Genomic DNA, 15,209 nt, shown 5'->3' on the forward strand with positions numbered 1-15,209 from the left:
CGGCGGCTGCCGGGGCCCCGCAGACTGTACTCCCGAGTTCCGCACACGTGTACGGCCACTGCCGGTCAGGAGGCGGAGACGGGGCCTCAGGGCTGGCCGGCGCGCTCCCAGCCGTAACCGGGGCCCCCGTGCACGTACTCCGGGCGCCCCTTCATCCCGCTCAGCCGGAACGGCTTCCCGCGGTCGTCGATCCGCAGCGTCCCTTCCTTGCCGCCGCTGCTCCACTCCAGCTCCAGGTACCAGGTGACGTCGTAGCCGACGGCCTTCATGTCGAGGTTGAAGACCTCCACGTCCTCGGACGACACCTTGTACGGGAAGTCCACCGCCGGCACCTCGATGTCCCCCTGCGTCCCCGGAACCGCCCGGAGGGTGGGATGCCCGGCGTCGAGGTTGGCGGCGAAGGTCTGCGGCGTGATCCCGCTGCCGCAGCCGTTGCCCATCAGGTACGCCGACCAGGGCAGCGGTGCCTTGCGGGACACGACGCGGACGTTCATCCCCTTCAGGACGACCGCCTCGCGCGAGGTCCCCTGGACGGTGAGCTGGAGCAGCATGTTCCCGGCGTCGACCCCGCCGTACGACTCCGCCCAGCCGCGCCGGTCCTGCGGCGCGGGCGGCGGGTCGAGCTCGTCGGGCCCCCGGTTCACCAGGTAGTGCTGGCCGCAGGGTTCTTCCCAGTTGTACGAGGAGATGCTGACGGTCGGCGGAGCGCCGAGGCCCGTACCGCCCCCGCCATCGCCGCCCCCGCTCTGGGACTGCCCGGGGCCCGAGCCCGCCGAGGGCCTCCCGGACGGCTGCCCGGACGGGGACGCGGAGGCGCTCGCCGAAGGACGGGCCGAACTCGGACTCCCGGAGGGCCGGGGCGTGGCCGGGGCGGAGCCCTCCGGCGCGGCGGCGAGGTCCCCGCCCGCGTCCTCCACCCGGTCCGCGGCGCTCCCGCCGCTCTCCTTGCCCGACCCGGCGAGATCGACGGCGACGACGGTGGGGACGAGGAGCGCGGCGACCCCGGCGGCGGCGATGAGCACCCGCGTACGCCGGGAGAGCCGGGACCAACGGGAGCCCGGGCCCGACCGATCGCCACCCGAGGTGACGGCCGGCGCAGCCGGCCTGGGCAGCTCGGTCGACCCCGGCGGCTCACTCGCCTCCACCCCACCAGGAACAGCGGCAGGCGCGGCATCAGACGTGGCGTCAGGCACAGCAGCAGACACAGCCGCAGTCGCAGTCGCAGTCGCCGCAGGAGGCCGCCGCCGGGCCGCATCCGCCACGATCCACCGCCGGTGCACCTCCACCAGCTCGTCGCCCGACGCCCCGCACACCCGCGCGAACCGCTCCACCGGGGCGAACTCGTTCGGCACGGCGTCCCCGTTGCAGTACCGGTGGAGGGTCGACGTACTGACGTGCAGCTTCCCCGCCAGTACGCCGTAGCTGCGCCCCGAACGGTCCTTCAGATCCTTCAGCAGAGCCGCGAACTCCACGGCCTCCGGCGTCGCCACGACGGCGTTCCCCTTCCTCGTGCGTCCCGGAACGGCATTCCAGGGACGCGGAATTCCCGCAGGTCACCGTACGCGTAGACGTTCCAGCGTCCCCAATGGTTCGGCAGGCGTTGCGGCAGGAATCCGCCGTCCCACAAGCTCGGACCAGACCACAGCAGCACCGCCGCCGGACCGGCGTTCAACCGGACCGACACATCAACCGAGTACGGGGAGTACCACCATGCGCACCAACCGCACCCGCACCATCGCCCTCGCCGCCAGCGTCGTCGCCGCCGCTCTCTCACTCACCGCATGCGGCGGCGAGGACAAGGCCATGGGGACCAAGCCGGCCGGCGCTGCCGAGACGGCGACACCCGCGGCGACGAGCACCGGCGCCACGGCGCAGCCGGACGCACCGGAAGGCGGAAGGCCCGAGACGCAGACCGTCCCCGCCGAGGGGAAGCACGCGGGCGGCAACGGCAACGGCGACACCCGGGGCAAGAAGCCGGCGGCCGGGCCGAACGAAAAGATCGCGGCAGCGAGCCCGGCCTGCACGCCCAAGAACTCCACGGTCAAGGTCTCCTCGGTGAGCCGCCCGATCAACCACCTGCTGCTCACGGTGACCAACACCGGCTCCACCAACTGCTCCGCCTACTACGCGCCGTTCCTCCGCTTCGACGGCGCCCAGGCGGTGTACCCGGTCCTCGACGACAGCAAGCCGCAGGCGGTCGTCACGCTCGCCCCGGGCGAGGAGGCGTACGCGGGCATCGCGCTGCTCGGAGAGCCCGGCGAGAACGAGCCGGTCAAGAGCGACAACCTCGGCGTGATCATGGTCGACCGGGGCAACAAGCCGAAGGGCGAGGCCATGCTGAAGCTCCCGGCGGGGACTTCCACGGACGGCCTCGGCTTCGTCACCTACTGGCAGTCGGACCTCGAGAACGCCCTGATGTACTGACCGGACGGGCGGCCCGCCCGTGGGCAGGTCCCTGACCCGTCGCCGCCGTCATCCCGCCCGGACCGTCTCGTAACGGAGCATCGCGACCCCGTTGCCGAAGGTCCGGGTCTCCACCAGCCGGAGCATCTGCCGCTCCTCCGTGTCCCGGAAGAAGCGGCGGCCCCGGCCGAGGATGACGGGGTGGACGTAGATCCGGTACTCGTCGATCAGATCGGCCCGCCGGAACGACTCCAGCAGATCCGCCCCGCCGACCGCCAGGTCCCCCGACGCGGCGTCCCGCAGACCGCGCACCTGCTCGGGGTCGACCTCGTGCAGCAGCGTCGCGTTGGGCCCCACGCTCTCCAGCGTCCGCGAGAAGACGAACTTCGGCATGCCCCGCCAGATGCCCGCGAACTCGGCCATCGGGCCCTCGTTGGCCGGGTCCTGATCGGCGGTCGGCCAGAAATCCTCCATCAGCTCGTAGGTGACGCGTCCTTCGACGAAGCCGCCCATGGTCCGGAAATAGTCGTTGAAGTGCTGGTGCACCTCCTCGTCGACGGTGTGCCAGTCGATGTCGTGGTCGGGCCCTTCGAAGAATCCGTCGAGGGAGAGCGAGATGGACGTGACGATCTTGTTCACGGCGGCTCCTGCCGGATCGGCCCGGTCGACGGGGACCGGGGCGGCGCGCAACGGGGCCTTGACGATACGTCTCCCCCAGCCGGTACACCGGGAGATGAGCCCTCCCGTGCCAGGCGTCGGCGCGTGGGAAGCGGCCTGGCCGGCACATGATCACCTGCGTCGTGCGGCGGCACGCACGGCTTCAGCCCCCGAGTTCACCGGCTCCCGGGGCCGCGCGGCTCCGGGCCCCCGGCCTCCGGGACCACCGCCGACTCCTTGTCAGTGCCGCCGCCTAGGCTCCCCGTCATGGCGACGCTCCCGAATCCTCTGCCCGATCCGGCCTCCTCCGGCCTGGTCCTCCCGCCCGGCTCCCTGGTGGACGCCACGCTGGACGGCCCCTGGCCCGAACCGCTGCTCTGGCACGCGGACGGCCCGGCGGCCCCGCGCGACTGGCCGGACCTGCGGGCGGCCGGGAGGCGGGTCGGGCTGTTGCCGGTGCTGGTCACGGGCGGCCGGCGCGACCAGTGGCCCGAGGACTGGGACCTCTGCCCGGACGCCACGTCGTATCCCGGTGACCACGACGCCGAGGAGGTCCTCGCGGGGTACTGGGCGGACCACGTCGACCACGCGGACGACGAGACCGGCGACGGCACGGCAGCCGACGAGGACGCCCCGGGCCGCGGCTCGTCCTGGCCCGGTCTCGCGCCCGTTCCCGTCCGGGAGGCGGCCGAGGACGCGGACAGCGTGGCCGCGGGCCTCGCGGGCGTCATCGCCGCCGACGCCGACGCGTGGCTCGGCGGAGCCCGGATGGCCCTCGTCCCGGCCCGCCGCAGCGCCGACATACCGGCGGCGATCGGCTGGTCGGGCCCGATGAACCACGAGAACGACGTGGCCCGGCTCTGCGCGGTGCTCCGTTCCTGGGAGGACCGCTTCGACGCCCGGGTCGTGGTGCTCGGCTTCGACACGATGATCGTCTCCGTGGGCCGCCCGCCCGCGACCGGCGAGGAGGCCCGTGCCCTGGCCGCCGAGCACTACGCGTTCTGCCCGGACACCATCGACCAGGCCCCGCCGCACGATCTCGACGCCTACGCCGAGAAGGCCGTGCTCAACCAGGAAGCGTGGTCGTTCTGGTGGGACTGAACACGGCGGGACGGCAGACGGCGGGACGGCAGACGAAGGGAGGGCGGACGATGGGACCGGACACGGACCGTCCGGCCGGGCAGCGGTCGGACCTGGCCCGGATCAAGGCCTGGTGGCGCACGCTCGGTGGCGAGACGTTCGTCGCCCTGCCTCCCCCCACCCGCGGCCGCTACACGCAGTCCGACGGCCACGCGGACGCCGCCGAGCTGTTCGCGACCCGCGGCATCCCCGAGACCGCCTCCTTCGCCTACTGGCACTGGCAGTCCCAGGACGCCTTCGACCGCTCCGGCGCCCTCGGGAAGGTGCTGTACCTGCACTGGGGCGGCGACCACACCACCGTCGCCACAGGCCTCGGCGACGGCCCTCCCGGCTACCGGATCGTCAACGGCGGCCCTCAGGGCGCCTTCCAGCTGGACCGGGTCACGGCGACTGACGCCGACGGGCTGCCCGACCCTCAGGACACCGCGGGCGTACGCCAGTTCCTCGACCGGCTCGGTGTGAACCGCCACCGCGGCCATGCCCCGCTGGCCCCCGCCGAGGAGCACTGGCTGCACGACCGGCTGGCCGGTCCGGTGGAGCTGTCCGGCGCCGCCGGGTTCGTGACCGTACTGGAGGCGCGCCGGGCGCTGACCCCGGAGGAAACCTCACGGCTGCTGCCCGCCTGGCGGGAGGAGTACGCCGGGCGGCTCACCGAGTGGCGAGCCTGGGCGGACCTGCTGAACGCGCTGCTGCGCCACGGCCACGAGGAGGCCGACGACGTCCGGGAGGTCGTGGAGGACATCGGGCCCCGGGCGTCCGACTGCCTGCGCGCCTTCCCCTCCCCCCGTTCCCTGGACGTCCTGCGCCGCTGGTCGCTCGCCGGCCACGCCACCGCCATCCCCGCATGGCTCGACGTACACCGGGCCATCCACGAGCCCGACCCGGTGCGGTCCGCCCATGCGCTCGCCGGAGAGCTGACCGCACACGACGCCCCCGAGGCGTCCCTGACCAGACTGTTCACCGCGCTCACCACCGCCGTGACGGAGGACTGGCGCGCCACCCGGCCGGAGAAGGACCGGGACGCCGCCCAGGAGTTCTCCGCCCTCACCGCCGTCCGGTTCGCCACCGACGACCGCCTGCCGCGCCCCCTGCGCGTGGCAGCCGCCTCAACGGCGTACGACCGGGTCGCCCACGTACGGGAGCGGGCCGCCGGGTACCCCGGCGTCACCGAGGCCGAGGTCCTCGCCGCCGTCGACCGCTACGAGGCCGCCCGCGACGACCTCCTCGCGGCCACCGGACCCGACCTCGCCGGCTACGAAGGCGGCCTCGGCGACATCTACCACCGCTACCGCACCCTCTGCCCCGCCGACGTCCGGTGGTTGCGCGACCGGCTCGCCGACCCGGCCACCGGCGTCCAGGGCATCGCCTTCTGCCTGGAGTTGCTCCACGCCCACGGCGTGGCCACCGCACCGGACCTCCAAGCCCTCCTCCCCCGCTGGAAGAAGGAGCTGACCAAGCGGTACCGCACCACGTACACCGAGTGGCGCCACCCGCTGGTCACCCTGACCTGCCTCGCCCTCGACCTGGAACACCCGGCCGCCGACGACCTGCTGGCCTGGTGGGCGAAGCCCAAACCGCTCTGGAAGAACCCGGTCCGGCTGCTCACCCACCTCGGCGCCCCCGACGAGGCGAAGGCCGCCGAGCTGTGGGAGTTCATCGTCTCCGGCGGGGACGACAACGGGCACCTGATGACCTGGGTGCTGCTCCGCGCCCGCCTCGACGGCACGCACCCCCTGCACGTCGCGGAGCAGTTGATCGGAGAGCCGGGCGTCCGCGCGTACGTCCTGCACCGCGTGCTGATCGGAGTGGCCGACCCCGCCCAGCCGCTGTGGCACTACGCGATCGACCCGCGCAGCCGCGGCTGGTGGCGGCGCGCCCAGGAGGTGGCGGACCACCCCGGCCTGTCCGCCGAGGCCCGCGCGATCGGGCTGAAGGCGGCCCGCCGGCACTGCATCACCCGCCACCCGGACCAGGTCCGCCCGGCCCCCACGCAAGGCGAGGTGGACGCGGCCCGGGCCTGGCTGGAGGCCCGCGCCGACAGGGCCGCCGCCGACTGAGCCCTCGTACTCATGCGGGCGGCGGCCCCTCGCGGTTGACTCGACCACATGAGCGCGAACAGCCACGCCGGCGGCAACGGCAGCACCCCGGCGTCCGACCCCGCCCACGCCACCGACCGCCGCGCGTGGGCCGCCCCGCTGATCGCCACGGTCGTGACCCTGCCGATCGGGCTCATCGCCCTGTTCATCGGCGGACTCGCGCCGATGGCGTGCGACTCCTGCAACGGCGCGGCGGCCGACCGCTTCGACGCGAGCTTCACCACCGCCTGGACCGTCCTGTGGAGCGGCCTGCTCATCGCCCTGGCCGTGCTGATCGCCAGCTGGGCGGTCCCGCACCAGCTCCGCTACGCCGCCCGCCGCGTGGGCCTGGCCCTGGCCGCGCCTGCCACCGCCGTGGTCACTTTCGTAGCATTCATGGCACTGGTCGACTGGCCCTGACAGAAAGTGTCCACCCCCATGAACGACACGAACCTCACGACCACGACGGAAGCCGCTTCCGCGGCCGAAGCCGCAGAGCGCCTGATAGCCGAATTCCGTGCGCTGCCCGCCGGCAGCGACCGCAAGCGCGAGATCATCACCGAGCTGGACGCCAACACCCAGGCGCTGCCGTTCCTCGTCTCGGTCGTCGCGGACCCGGGCGAATACGACCTCGCGCGGGTCGAGAGCGCCACCGTCCTGCGCCTGTGGCCCCCGGCCGACCCCGCGCTGCGCCACGAAGCGGGCCGCGCCCTGCTCACCGCGCTGCGCGACCCGGCGGAGGACCTGGTCCGGCAGTACGCGGCGATGTCCCTGGCGCCCTACACCGGCGACCCGGTCGTCGCCACGGCCCTGGACACCACCGCGCGGGCCGACGAGGACCCGCTCGTACGGGACAGCGCCCGCTTCTCCATCAAGGAGGCCCACCGGCTCCAGGAGACCGGAGCGGGTGGGCCGTGATCGCGCGGGGGGCTCAGCCCCGCCCGGCGTTCCGTCCTCCGAGCCACCCGGCGGCCTCGGTCGCCCAGTAGGTGAGGATCATCTGCGCCCCGGCCCGCCGGATCCCGGTCAGGCTCTCCAGGATCGCCTTGTCCCGGTCGATCCAGCCCTTCTCGGCGGCGGCCTCGATCATCGCGTACTCGCCGCTGATCTGGTACGCCGCGACCGGCACGTCCGCGGAGTCCGCGACCTTGGCGAGGATGTCCAGATACGGTCCGGCGGGCTTCACCATGACCATGTCCGCCCCCTCCGCCAGGTCCAGCGCCAGCTCCCGCAGCGACTCGCGGGCGTTGGCCGGATCCTGCTGGTAGGTCTTGCGGTCACCGGTCAGCGAGGAGCCGACGGCCTCGCGGAACGGGCCGTAGAAGGCGGAGCTGTACTTCGCGGTGTAGGCGAGGATCGACACGTCCTCGTACCCGGTCTGGTCCAGGGCGTCCCGGATCACGCCGACCTGACCGTCCATCATCCCGCTGGGGCCCACCACATGGGCCCCGGCGTCCGCCTGGACCTGGGCCATCTCCGCGTACCGCTCCAGGGTCGCGTCGTTGTCCACCCGGCCGTCGGCCGTCAGGACCCCGCAGTGGCCGTGGTCGGTGTACTCGTCCAGGCACAGGTCCGACATGATGACCAGGCCGTCGCCGACCTCCTCGCGGACCGCGCGCAGGCCGAGCTGGAGGATCCCGTCGGGGTCGGTGCCCGCCGTGCCCCGGGCGTCCTTCTTCCCGTCCTCCGGCACCCCGAAGAGCATGATTCCCGAGACCCCGGCCGAGACCGCCTCGACGGCAGCCTTCCGCAGGGTGTCCAGGGTGTGCTGGTGCACGCCGGGCATGGCCGAGATGGCGACCGGGGCGTCGATGCCCTCCCGGACGAACGCGGGGAGGATCAGGTTCGCGGGGTCGAGCCGTGTCTCGGCGACCATCCGCCGCATCGCCGGGGTCGTCCGCAGCCGCCGGGGGCGGGAGCCGGGGAAGTTTCCGTACGCAGTCATCCTTCGACGATAGACCCGTACGTCCCGCGGTCTTACCGACACCGACGCCGGAAAGAACCGCGACCGGGCCGGCCGACAGCCCCGGCGGCCGGCCCCGGAGAAGACGGGTGGGCCCGGCCGCCGAAGCGACCGGGCCCACCCGTCCACGTACACCTACGTCGTCGTCCGGCGCCTGCGCGCACCCGGGCGCCGCTCGCTCGGCCGGGTGACCGGGTCGCCGGCCTCCTTCGCCGCGTCCCGCCGCTGCGCGCCGAAGGCGGCGAGCGCCTCGGCGAGCTTGTGCACCGACGGCTCGGGGGACAGCACGTCCACCCGCAGACCGTGCTCCTCGGCGGTCTTCGCGGTGGCCGGGCCGATACACGCGATGACGGTCACGTTGTGCGGCTTGCCCGCGATGCCGACCAGGTTGCGCACCGTCGAGGACGAGGTGAACAGGACCGCGTCGAAGCCGCCCCCCTTGATCGCCTCGCGGGTGTCGGCCGGCGGCGGCGAGGCGCGGACCGTGCGGTACGCGGTCACGTCGTCGACCTCCCAGCCCAGCTCGATGAGCCCGGCCACCAGGGTCTCGGTGGCGATGTCGGCGCGCGGCAGGAACACCCGGTCGATCGGGTCGAAGACCGGGTCGTAGGGGGGCCAGTCCTCCAGCAGCCCGGCGGCGGACTGCTCGCCGGAGGGCACCAGGTCCGGCTTGACGCCGAAGTCGACCAGCGCGGCGGCGGTCTGCTCGCCGACGGCCGCGACCTTGATCCCGGCGAAGGCCCGGGCGTCGAGACCGTACTCCTCGAACTTCTCCCGGACCGCCTTGACGGCGTTGACGCTGGTGAAGGCGATCCACTCGTAGCGTCCGGTGACCAGGCCCTTGACCGCGCGCTCCATCTGCTGGGGCGTACGCGGCGGCTCGACGGCGATCGTCGGGACCTCGTGCGGCACCGCACCGTAGGAACGCAGCTGGTCGGAGAGCGACGCGGCCTGCTCCTTGGTCCGCGGGACGAGCACCCGCCAGCCGAACAGCGGCTTGGACTCGAACCACGCGAGCTGGTCGCGCTGGGCGGCGGAGCTGCGCTCTCCGACCACGGCTATGACCGGCCGGTGGCCCTCGGGCGAGGGGAGCACCTTGGCCTGCTTGAGGGTCTGGGCGATCGTCCCGAGGGTCGCCGTCCAGGTGCGCTGGCGGGTGGTGGTGCCCGCGATCGTCACGGTGAGCGGGGTGTCGGGCTTGCGGCCCGCCGAGACGAGCTCGCCGGCGGCGGCCGCGACCGCGTCCAGCGTGGTGGAGACGACAGCGGTGGCGTCGCTCGCGCCGACCTCGCTCCAGCACCGGTCGGAGGCCGTGCGGGCGTCGACGAAGCGGACGTCCGCGCCCTGCGCGTCCCGGAGCGGCACCCCGGCGTACGCGGGCACGCCGACGGCGTTCGCGATGCCCGGGACCACCTCGAAGGGCACCCCGGCGGCGACGCAGGCGAGCATCTCCGCGCCCGCGTCGCCGTCCAGACCCGGATCGCCCGCGACGGCACGGACCACCCGCCTGCCGCCCTTCGCGGCCTCCATGACAAGATTGGCCGCATCCCTGAGAACGGGTACCCCGGCGCTTGCTGACGAGACGTCAACAAGCGTCAGCTCAGGCGTGCTCACGCCTTCCCGCGCATGGCTGCGAACGACGTCGAGCACATCGGGCTCGGCGACAAGGACGTCCGCGCTCGCGAGCGCTTCGACAGCGCGCAGAGTCAGCAGTCCCGGGTCGCCGGGACCGGCGCCGAGGAAGGTGACCTGGCCTTGGGCGGACAGGACCGGAAAGTCGGATGCGGCGGGGCCGGTGGGGCTCAAAGTGCTCGCTCCCCCATAAGACCGGCCGCACCCTTGGCGAGCATCTCGGACGCGAGTTCGCGACCGAGGGCCGCCGCGTCGTCGTGCGACGTGGGGACGGGACCGGTGGTGGACAGCTGTACGAGCGAGGAACCGTCGGTGGAACCGACGACTCCGCGCAGGCGCAGTTCGTTGACAACCTGCCCGTCGGCCAGGACGTCGGCCAGCGCACCCACAGGTGCGGAGCAGCCGGCCTCCAGGGCGGCGAGCAGGGCGCGCTCGGCGGTCACGGCGACCCGGGTGTACGGGTCGTCGAGCTCGGCGAGCGCGGCGGCGAGGTCGGCGCTGGACGCGGCGCACTCGATCGCCAGTGCTCCCTGGCCGGGAGCGGGCAGGACGGTGTCGACCGGCAGGAAGTCGGTCACCTCACCGCTCCGGCCGAGACGGCTGAGCCCGGCGGCGGCGAGGACCACCGCGTCGAGCTTGCCCTCACGCACGAACCCGATCCGCGTGTCGACGTTGCCCCGGATGGGGACGGTCTCGATCCGCAGTCCGTGGGAACGGGCGTACGCGTTGAGCTGCGCCATGCGGCGCGGCGAACCGGTGCCGATGCGGGCACCGTCGGGCAGCTGCTCGAAGGTCAGCCCGTCCCGGGCGACGAGCGCGTCGCGCGGGTCCTCGCGCTGCGGCACGGCGGCCAGCACGAGGTCGTCGGGCTGGCTGGTCGGCAGGTCCTTGAGGGAGTGGACGGCGAAGTCCACCTCGCCCCGCGCCAGCGCCTCGCGCAGGGCGGCGACGAAGACGCCGGTGCCGCCGATCTGCGCCAGGTGCTCGCGGGAGGTGTCCCCGTACGTGGTGATCTCGACGAGCTCGACGGCGCGCCCGGTCACCTCGCGGACCGCCTCGGCGACGAGCCCGGACTGGGCCATGGCGAGTTTGGAGCGCCGGGTGCCCAGCCGGAGCGGCGCGGCGCCCCGCGCGTCCGGCGATGAGTTGTCGGTCATGACCGCCCTCTATTCGGGTCGTTCAGGTCGGCCCGGGAGACGGCGGCCACCGTCTGCGGGTCGAGGTCGAAGAGTTCTCGCAGCGCGTCCGCGTACCCGGCGCCGCCGGGCTCGCTGGCGAGCTGCTTGACCCGCACGGTGGGCGCGTGCAGGAGCTTGTCGACGACGCGGCGCACGGTCTGGGTGATCTCGGCGCGCTGCTTCTCGTCCAGGTCGGGGAGGCGGCCGTCCAGCCGGGCGATCTCGCCGGCGACCACGTCGGCGGCCATGGTGCGCAGGGCGACCACGGTCGGGGCGACGTGCGCGGCGCGCTGGGCGGCGCCGAAGGCGGCCACCTCGTCGGAGACGATCGTGCGGACCCGGTCCACGTCGGCGGCCATCGGGGCGTCGGCGGACGCCTCGGCGAGCGACTCGATGTCGACGAGGCGCACCCCGTCGATGCGGTGGGCGGCTCCGTCGATGTCGCGCGGCATGGCGAGGTCGAGCAGGGCGAGCCGCACCGGACCGGTGGACTGGGCGGGCACGCTGGCCCGGCGCGGCGCGGCCGCCGGACCGGCGTGCGCGGCGGAGGCGGCGGAACCGTTCCCCACCCAGGCGGCGTGCTGGTCGACGTCGTCCGGGGCGGGGGCGTGGGCGGTGACCGCAGGTGCCTCGGGCGCGGCGTCCAGGGTCACGCCCAGGGCGTCGGCGAGGGCGTCGGCGGTGAGCACGAGTCCGGTGGAGCCGGTGCAGGAGACGACGATGTCGGCACGTGTCAGTTCGTCGCCCACCGCGGACATCTCGACGGCGCGGGCGCGCACGGCGGTGTCGTCGCCCTGCTGGAGGATCTCCACCAGGCGGTCCGCGCGGGCGCGGGTCCGGTTGGCGACGACGATCTCGGCGACACCGGTCCGGGCGAGGGTGGCGGCGGCCAGCGAGGACATGGAGCCGGCGCCGATGACCAGGGCGCGCTTGCCCCCGGCCCACAGGGCGGGGTCGGCCCCGGCGGCGAGCTGCTGGAGCCCGAAGGTGACGAGCGACTGCCCGGCCCGGTCGATCCCGGTCTCGCTGTGGGCGCGCTTGCCGACCCGCAGGGCCTGCTGGAAGAGGTCGTTCAGCAGCCGTCCGGCCGTGTGCAGCTCCTGGCCGCGCGCGAGCGCGTCCTTGATCTGGCCGAGGATCTGGCCCTCGCCGACGACCATCGAGTCGAGCCCGCAGGCCACCGAGAACAGGTGGTGGACGGCCCGGTCCTCGTAGTGCACATAGAGATACGGAGTGAGCTCGTCGAGACCGACGCCGCTGTGCTGGGCGAGCAGGGTGGAGAGCTCGGCGACACCGGCGTGGAACTTGTCCACGTCCGCGTACAGCTCGATGCGGTTGCAGGTGGCCAGCACGGCGGCCTCGGTCGCGGGTTCCGCGGCGAGGGTGTCCTGGAGCAGCTTGGCCTGGGTGTCGGCAGCGAGGGACGCCCGCTCCAGTACGGAGACGGGGGCGCTGCGGTGGCTCAGTCCGACGACGAGGAGGCTCATGCGGGCATCACGGCGGGCATGTCCCCGTCGGGTCCTTTTCGGCCGGGGGGCGTGGCACGCATCGGGGGCGCGCCCTCGTCCTCGGCGGTGGTGTCCTCGCCCGCCTTGCGCTGCTCGTGGAACGCGAGGATCTGGAGCTCGATGGAGAGGTCGACCTTGCGTACGTCGACGCCCTCGGGCACCGAGAGAACCGTCGGCGCGAAGTTCAGGATGGAGGTCACACCGGCGGCCACGAGCCGGTCGCAGACCTGCTGGGCCGCGCCGGGCGGGGTGGTGATCACACCGATGGACACACCGTTCTCGCTGATGATCCGGTCGAGGTCGTCCGTGTGCTGGACGGCGATCCCGGCCACCGGCGTACCGGCCATGGCGGGGTCGGCGTCGATCAGCGCCGCGACGCGGAAGCCGCGGGAGGCGAACCCGCCGTAGTTGGCCAGGGCCGCGCCGAGGTTACCGATACCGACGATCGCGACCGGCCAGTCCTGGGTGAGCCCGAGCTCACGGGAGATCTGGTAGACGAGATACTCGACGTCGTATCCGACACCCCGGGTGCCGTAGGAGCCCAGGTAGCTGAAGTCCTTGCGCAGCTTCGCCGAGTTGACGCCGGCCGCCGTGGCCAGCTCCTCGGAGGAGACCGTGGGGACCGATCGCTCGGAGAGCGCGGTCAGGGCGCGCAGATACAACGGAAGTCGGGCGACGGTGGCCTCGGGAATTCCTCGGCTACGGGTCGCCGGTCGGTGTGTTCGGCCAGTTGCCACGGTGCTCCTGCGGGATGAGCGGGGCTGCAGGCGGCCGTATGTCCCAAGACCGCCCCGTCGAATGCAGGCTATGTCTTTGTGAACGCGTGCACAAAGATTGTGTCCGTTTTGTCCGGTCAAAGTGACCGGGGTCACGCACATTTCCCGCGCGATCCCGGAACCAGGGACCGCAACGGCCCGTTGCAGCCTCGAAGGGGGCAAAGCAGTACACACTCCTCACAACTAAGCCCCCGAGGCCACTCAAAACGCCCGCAATGTTAACCGGGTTTCGCGTCCGCACCCAGCGCCCTGCGCAGCCTCGCGGGGTCCACGCGCCAGAACGTGTGCTGTTCGCCATCGATCAGCACCACCGGAATCTGCTCCCAGTACTCCTTGTACAGCTCCTCGTCCTCGGTGATGTCCTTCTCCACCCACGCCGCACCGGTCTCCGCGCAGACCGCGCCCACCACCGCCCGCGCGTCCTCGCACAGATGGCAGCCCGGCTTACCGACCAGCGTGACCACCCGCTCGGCGGGCTTCTTCTTCGTACGGCGCAGCAGAGGACTCATGCCTACATTCTGCGCTCGCCGCGCCTCCTTTCCAGGCCCGGGCGGCCCATCCCCCGTCCGTCCGGAATCAACCGATTCACCATTCCGCCCCGAAGCGTTCACGCCACCGCATCACGGCAGGTCGGGCAGGTACGGACCGACTGGCTATGCTCACCGCATGGCCGCTCTTGGATGGCTCACCCCCCGTAGGCGCTCCGCGACTGCGCGCAGCGTCCTGGCAGGCGAGGCCGCCGCCGAGGCCGCGCGCAAGACCTCGGCCGCCGACGACGACGCCGCCCTCCTGACCGGAACCTCCGAAGAGGCGCCCGAGGAGCTCGTGTTCCCCGTCGCCGGGGACGTCCGCGCCGCCGCCTTCTTCGACCTCGACAACACCGTGATGCAGGGCGCCGCGATCTTCCACTTCGGCCGCGGCCTCTACAAGCGCAAGTTCTTCGAACGCCGCGAACTCACCCGGTTCGCCTGGCAGCAGGCGTGGTTCCGGCTGGCCGGCGTCGAGGACCCCGAGCACATGCAGGACGCCCGCGACAGCGCCCTGTCCATCGTCAAGGGCCACCGCGTCTCCGAGCTGATGTCCATCGGCGAGGAGATCTACGACGAGTACATGGCCGACCGCATCTGGCCCGGCACCCGTGCCCTGGCCCAGGCCCACCTGGACGCCGGGCAGAAGGTCTGGCTGGTCACCGCCGCGCCCGTGGAGACCGCCACCATCATCGCCCGCCGCCTCGGCCTGACCGGCGCGCTCGGCACCGTCGCCGAATCGGTCGACGGCGTGTACACCGGCCGCCTGGTCGGCGAACCGCTGCACGGCCCCGCCAAGGCCGAGGCCGTCCGCGCCCTGGCCGCCGCCGAGGACCTCGACCTGGACCGCTGCGCCGCCTACAGCGACTCGCACAACGACATCCCGATGCTCTCGCTGGTCGGCCACCCCTACGCGATCAACCCGGACACCAAGCTCCGCAAGTACGCCCGCGCCCGCGACTGGCGGCTGCGCGACTACCGCACCGGCCGCAAGGCGGCCAAGGTCGGCATCCCGGCCGCCGCCGGGGTCGGCGCGCTCGCGGGCGGCACGGCCGCCGCGCTCGCCCTGCACCGCCGCCGCCGCTGACCCGCCGCCTTCACCGCGCCCCGCGCCCGCCCCGTCCGGTCACGGGGCGCAGCCACGCCCGAGGCGGCGCGGCCGATCGAAAGCCGTTTCGCCGCAACCGCCGACGCCCCTCCGGCCAGCCGGATCGCCGACGCCCGACCACAACACGTCGCCCCCATAGGCAGATCACGAAGTAATCCGATCAATAAACGGTCACCATGTGCTACTGGATGCGTCACTTAGCGATAAGAGAAGCGACGGAACCGGCGATTTAGACAACTGGG

14 protein-coding genes are annotated in these 15,209 nt (G+C 73.0%); 6 read left to right on the forward strand and 8 right to left on the reverse strand.

Going from position 1 to position 15,209, the window contains the following annotated elements; genetic code table 11:
* Positions 1–86 precede the first annotated feature (86 nt).
* On the reverse strand, positions 87–1,490 hold the full coding sequence (locus RNL97_RS13985) for a helix-turn-helix domain-containing protein (RefSeq protein ID WP_313750752.1): 1,404 nt from the start codon (positions 1,488–1,490) through the stop codon (positions 87–89).
* Between the two features lie 220 nt (positions 1,491–1,710).
* Here RNL97_RS13985 and RNL97_RS13990 point away from each other — a divergent pair, with 220 nt between their 5' ends.
* The gene (locus RNL97_RS13990; RefSeq protein WP_030593431.1) at positions 1,711–2,424 is read left to right on the forward strand and encodes a DUF4232 domain-containing protein; all 714 of its coding nucleotides are present in this window, start codon (positions 1,711–1,713) and stop codon (positions 2,422–2,424) included.
* Between the two features lie 48 nt (positions 2,425–2,472).
* On the opposite strand, the gene RNL97_RS13995 is transcribed toward RNL97_RS13990, so the two are convergent.
* A complete protein-coding gene (locus RNL97_RS13995) occupies positions 2,473–3,042 on the reverse strand; it encodes a dihydrofolate reductase family protein (protein WP_030593428.1) in 570 nt (189 codons plus the stop codon).
* 285 nt (positions 3,043–3,327) lie between these two features.
* Between RNL97_RS13995 and RNL97_RS14000 the strand changes: the two genes are divergently transcribed.
* Genes RNL97_RS14000 through RNL97_RS14015 form a run of 4 tightly spaced genes read left to right on the forward strand, consistent with a single transcriptional unit; the run spans position 3,328 to position 7,193 of the window.
* Positions 3,328–4,161: a DUF4253 domain-containing protein gene (locus RNL97_RS14000; RefSeq protein WP_313750753.1), complete on the forward strand. Its 834-nt coding sequence runs from the start codon at positions 3,328–3,330 to the stop codon at positions 4,159–4,161.
* A 50-nt stretch (positions 4,162–4,211) separates the two neighbouring features.
* Positions 4,212–6,257 carry a hypothetical protein gene (locus tag RNL97_RS14005; RefSeq protein WP_313750754.1) on the forward strand — a complete coding sequence of 682 codons (2,046 nt, stop codon included), beginning with the start codon at positions 4,212–4,214 and terminating at the stop codon, positions 6,255–6,257.
* Between the two features lie 48 nt (positions 6,258–6,305).
* Positions 6,306–6,695, forward strand: coding sequence for a hypothetical protein (locus RNL97_RS14010; RefSeq protein ID WP_030593420.1), 390 nt, complete (start codon positions 6,306–6,308; stop codon positions 6,693–6,695).
* A gap of 18 nt (positions 6,696–6,713) precedes the next feature.
* Positions 6,714–7,193: a hypothetical protein gene (locus RNL97_RS14015; RefSeq protein ID WP_030593417.1), complete on the forward strand. Its 480-nt coding sequence runs from the start codon at positions 6,714–6,716 to the stop codon at positions 7,191–7,193.
* Positions 7,194–7,206: 13 nt separating this feature from the next.
* Here RNL97_RS14015 and hemB read toward each other — a convergent pair whose 3' ends face one another.
* The 6 genes from hemB to RNL97_RS14045 form a co-directional block, all read right to left on the reverse strand.
* Complete coding sequence (hemB, locus tag RNL97_RS14020) at positions 7,207–8,220, reverse strand: porphobilinogen synthase (protein ID WP_030593414.1); 1,014 nt, start codon at positions 8,218–8,220, stop codon at positions 7,207–7,209.
* A 153-nt stretch (positions 8,221–8,373) separates the two neighbouring features.
* The gene (locus tag RNL97_RS14025) at positions 8,374–10,044 is read right to left on the reverse strand and encodes a bifunctional uroporphyrinogen-III C-methyltransferase/uroporphyrinogen-III synthase (RefSeq protein WP_313750755.1); all 1,671 of its coding nucleotides are present in this window, start codon (positions 10,042–10,044) and stop codon (positions 8,374–8,376) included.
* Positions 10,041–11,027: a hydroxymethylbilane synthase gene (gene hemC / locus RNL97_RS14030; protein WP_030593407.1), complete on the reverse strand. Its 987-nt coding sequence runs from the start codon at positions 11,025–11,027 to the stop codon at positions 10,041–10,043. Before hemC ends, RNL97_RS14025 begins: the two co-directional genes overlap by 4 nt.
* Positions 11,024–12,535, reverse strand: coding sequence for a glutamyl-tRNA reductase (locus RNL97_RS14035; RefSeq protein ID WP_313750756.1), 1,512 nt, complete (start codon positions 12,533–12,535; stop codon positions 11,024–11,026). Before RNL97_RS14035 ends, hemC begins: the two co-directional genes overlap by 4 nt.
* On the reverse strand, positions 12,532–13,293 hold the full coding sequence (locus RNL97_RS14040) for a redox-sensing transcriptional repressor Rex (protein ID WP_030593403.1): 762 nt from the start codon (positions 13,291–13,293) through the stop codon (positions 12,532–12,534). Before RNL97_RS14040 ends, RNL97_RS14035 begins: the two co-directional genes overlap by 4 nt.
* 257 nt (positions 13,294–13,550) lie before the next feature.
* On the reverse strand, positions 13,551–13,841 hold the full coding sequence (locus RNL97_RS14045) for a glutaredoxin family protein (protein ID WP_030593401.1): 291 nt from the start codon (positions 13,839–13,841) through the stop codon (positions 13,551–13,553).
* Positions 13,842–13,998: 157 nt separating this feature from the next.
* Here RNL97_RS14045 and RNL97_RS14050 point away from each other — a divergent pair, with 157 nt between their 5' ends.
* The gene (locus RNL97_RS14050) at positions 13,999–14,946 is read left to right on the forward strand and encodes an HAD family hydrolase (protein WP_030593398.1); all 948 of its coding nucleotides are present in this window, start codon (positions 13,999–14,001) and stop codon (positions 14,944–14,946) included.
* The last annotated feature ends 263 nt before the right edge of the window (positions 14,947–15,209 follow it).

Origin of the sequence: Streptomyces parvus (assembly GCF_032121415.1) — a bacterium.
Taxonomy (GTDB): Bacteria; Actinomycetota; Actinomycetes; order Streptomycetales; family Streptomycetaceae; genus Streptomyces; species Streptomyces globisporus_A.

What these genes read in the sequence shown, in the direction of transcription:
- RNL97_RS14000 (WP_313750753.1), top strand. Translation starts at nt 3,328, where the DNA reads ATGGCGACGCTCCCGAATCCTCTGCCCGATCCGGCCTCCTCCGGCCTG.
- RNL97_RS14005 (WP_313750754.1), top strand. Translation starts at nt 4,212, where the DNA reads ATGGGACCGGACACGGACCGTCCGGCCGGGCAGCGGTCGGACCTGGCC.
- RNL97_RS13990 (WP_030593431.1), top strand. Translation starts at nt 1,711, where the DNA reads ATGCGCACCAACCGCACCCGCACCATCGCCCTCGCCGCCAGCGTCGTC.
- hemC (WP_030593407.1), bottom strand. Translation starts at nt 11,027, where the DNA reads ATGACCGACAACTCATCGCCGGACGCGCGGGGCGCCGCGCCGCTCCGG.
- hemB (WP_030593414.1), bottom strand. Translation starts at nt 8,220, where the DNA reads ATGACTGCGTACGGAAACTTCCCCGGCTCCCGCCCCCGGCGGCTGCGG.
- RNL97_RS14050 (WP_030593398.1), top strand. Translation starts at nt 13,999, where the DNA reads ATGGCCGCTCTTGGATGGCTCACCCCCCGTAGGCGCTCCGCGACTGCG.
- RNL97_RS14010 (WP_030593420.1), top strand. Translation starts at nt 6,306, where the DNA reads ATGAGCGCGAACAGCCACGCCGGCGGCAACGGCAGCACCCCGGCGTCC.
- RNL97_RS14045 (WP_030593401.1), bottom strand. Translation starts at nt 13,841, where the DNA reads ATGAGTCCTCTGCTGCGCCGTACGAAGAAGAAGCCCGCCGAGCGGGTG.
- RNL97_RS14035 (WP_313750756.1), bottom strand. Translation starts at nt 12,535, where the DNA reads ATGAGCCTCCTCGTCGTCGGACTGAGCCACCGCAGCGCCCCCGTCTCC.
- RNL97_RS14015 (WP_030593417.1), top strand. Translation starts at nt 6,714, where the DNA reads ATGAACGACACGAACCTCACGACCACGACGGAAGCCGCTTCCGCGGCC.